Origin of the sequence: Rhodococcus sp. (in: high G+C Gram-positive bacteria), from assembly GCF_049286785.1 — a bacterium.
Lineage (GTDB): Bacteria > Actinomycetota > Actinomycetes > Mycobacteriales > Mycobacteriaceae > Rhodococcus_F.
Genome location: NZ_JBAQEO010000426.1, coordinates 1 through 3,227 on the forward strand (window position 1 = coordinate 1; position 3,227 = coordinate 3,227).

The window sequence follows — 3,227 nt, forward strand, 5'->3', positions numbered from 1 at the left end:
GGCTAAGAGTGCCGTCAAGCATCCGTTCAGGATCGTGTTCTCCGGTCCTGCGGCCGGTACGGTCTCGAGCGCGCACTTCGGGAAGCTGATCGGTGCGTCCGAACTACTGTGCGCCGACATCGGGGGAACTTCCTGCGACATCAGCCTCGTCACGGGCTCGCAGCCTTTCGTCGACACGACCATCGAGTTGGAGCACGACCTGGTCGTCAACACCTTGTCAAATGAAATTTCGGCGATCGGCGCTGGTGGAGGAAGTATCGTCACCATCAACGGTGCCGGCGATCTGCTGGTCGGTCCGGGATCTGCCGGTGCCAATCCCGGACCGGCGTGTTATGGACTCGGCGGTGCGCATCCGACAACCACCGACACATGTCTGTTGATGGGAATCGTCGACGGTCAAAACTTCGCCGGTGGACAATTGACCCTCGATCCGGAGCTGTCACGTCAAGCGTTCGAACGACTCGACACCAACCTCACTCTCGAGCAGCGTATCTCGTTCGCCTTCCACATCGGTATTCACAATATCGCTGAGGGATTGACCAATGTCGCCGTCAGCCATGGCATCGATCCGCGCGACTACAGCCTCATCGCCTATGGCGCAGCCGGACCGATGCTGTTGCCGGCGACCTTGGAATACGTGAAGGCGAAGGAGATTGTGGTTCCGCCGCATCCCGGACTCTTCTCGGCCCTCGGGCTGGTCAGTTCGGACCTGGTGTATGCGGCGAGCAAGAGCGCTTATCACACTTTGACCCCGGATGTGGCGGAGGAGTTGACCAGGATTTTCCAGGGTATAGAGGACGAACTGCGGGCCAGCATCCCTGAGGCGCAGCGCGATTCGGTAGTCTTTGCCCGTTCCTTCGATGGAAGGCTCGTCGGCCAGTCTTGGGAGACGCCATTCGTGAAGGCGCCCGCCGGCGACCTTACTGCTGAAAGTATCGACGAGATGATCGAGGCCTTCCACGAGACGTACCTGGAACGTTCAGGAAATCGCTTCGACTTCATTCCCGTTCAGGCAGCGACATTTCGGGTGCAAGCTGTTGTTCCCACGCCGAAGGTCGAGTACCCCGTCCTGGATTCTCGGACCTCCGGCGGCCCCGTCCCGACGGGTACGACGACGATCAAGTATCTGGCTCCCGACGACCTCCAAGCGAATGTATACGAGCGTTCCACTCTGATGGCAGGTGATGTCATCGATGGTCCAGCCGTTATCCGTGAGGCGCTGTCGACAACCTTCGTTGTTCCGAATCAGCAGGCAACTGTTGGTAAGTACGGCGAGCTTCGTATTCGTCAGCTCTGACCGGCACGCAACCAGACCTTCATAATCTGAGGATTGTCAATCATGTCAACATCTTTGAGTCCGATCGCATTGCGCGATCTCGATGACCGAGAATTCCATGCGCGCTACACCTGCGACCGTTTCACGGCGACGGTACTGTCCAACCGGATGAGATATATTCTGGAGCATCTCAGTACACGTATCCTGACCAATGCGTTCTCACCGATTCTGCGCGACTGGTACGACTTCAACGCGACGATCTCGGGCCCTCCCGAACTGAACTACCAGATGCCTGCGGTAGGCAACAGCTTGGCAGCGTTCTTCGGTTCGATGTCGGAGGCGGTCCGCATCACGATCGAGGAGTTCGGCCCCGAGAACCTGCGTCCTGGCGACATCGTCGCCGCCAATGACCCCTACCGGGTCGGTACCCACGTCAACGACGTCTGCTTCATCCGTCCGGTTTTCTCCGGTGACCGTATCGTTTCGTTCGTGTCGGTGAAAGCCCACCAGCTCGATATCGGTGGAGTAGTCCCGGGCGGTTTCAGCGCCACGAAGCACAATGTGTTCGAGAACGGCCTCGTTCTCGCCCCGATTCTTCTCTACCGGGACAACAAGCCGGTGAAAAGCACGTTCAACCTGCTGTTCGACAACTCGAGGTTCGGCGGAATCATTCTGCCCGACATCAAGACCATCGATCAGAGCCTCCAGTTCGGCGAACGTTTGATCCTGGAAAGCGTTGAAAGGTACGGACTCGAGGCATATTTCGGCGCGATCCGCTACGCAGTCGACTCGTCAGCGGAGTCGATGGCCTCGGCACTGAGCAAGATTGCCGACGGCACGTATACGGGTGTGGGATACATCGATGCCGATGCGGTCGACCAATCCCGGGAATACGAAATCCACGTCGCTCTCACCAAGGTCGGGGACCGGCTCGAAGTCGATTTCAGCGGCACCTCGCCTCAGGCCCGCACAAGCATCAACGCAGCCGCACTGGATGCGAAGTCCGCGGTGGTGATGGCGCTGAAGTTCCTGATCGACCCCACTACTCCGTACACCTCCGGAGCCTTCCGGAATATCGATGTGGTGCTGCCCGCCGGCACGGTGGTCAGCGCTACGCCCCCGGACGGCGCGATCTTCATGTACTGGGAAGCTACCCAGCCACTGATGAAGGCGATCTTCGAGGCACTCGACACCGCGCTCGGCAAGAACGCGGTTGCCGGCGACTTCGGTTCCATGGGCATCCACAACGCCTACGGCCTCACCGATACGGGGCAACCGTGGGGCAGCATGGCTGTCGGCGGGGGCGAGCACGGGCCGTGGGGGGCCACAAACGAGGGCGACGCGGACAGCTACCAGTCGTTCTACCAGGCCAACGGGATCGACCCTGCCATCGAGTCGATCGAAACTGACAACCCAGTGGTCATCCTGCGCCGTGAGTACGTCGAAGACTCCGCAGGATCCGGATATCACCGCGGTGGTGCCGCTGTTCGCAAGGACACGATGTACCTAACGGCTGCAGAGCATTGGACTACCCTCCTGTCCACGAAAAAAGCTCCAGGAATTGGTGTTTACGGTGGTGGCGACGGCGTCGCCGGTGCAGCGTGGCTGTTCCCCGATGAGGTCGCTCGAGTCGCTGAGCGCCAGGACCTGATCGCGACCGACGACGAAATCTACGCCCGGTCTACGCCGGTCACCGGCGTCATGGATCCCGAATCGAAGGTGCTCGACCCATCCGGCGAGTACTTCTACTACGGGGACAACCCTATCTGGCAGACGACCCCGAACAGCGTCTTCCGCTATCAGACCTGTGCCGGCGGCGGCTGGGGCAGCCCCCTCGACCGGGAACCCGAACGCGTTCTCGACGACGTACGGAACCTCTACGTCAGCATCGCGGGGGCAGAGCGCGACTACGGCGTGGTCGTCATCGGTGATCCGCTTCACGACCCTGAAG

General features: G+C 60.2%; 2 protein-coding genes. Both read left to right on the forward strand.

Annotation, left to right across the window (positions count from 1 at the left end; genetic code table 11):
* Nucleotides 1-1,297: hydantoinase/oxoprolinase family protein (locus WAW17_RS15765; protein ID WP_422333886.1), on the forward strand; the 1,297-nt coding region annotated here is incomplete at its 5' end.
* Between the two features lie 42 nt (nucleotides 1,298-1,339).
* Nucleotides 1,340-3,227, forward strand: a 1,888-nt coding sequence (locus WAW17_RS15770; RefSeq protein ID WP_422333887.1) for a hydantoinase B/oxoprolinase family protein, incomplete at its 3' end; no start/stop codon positions are given.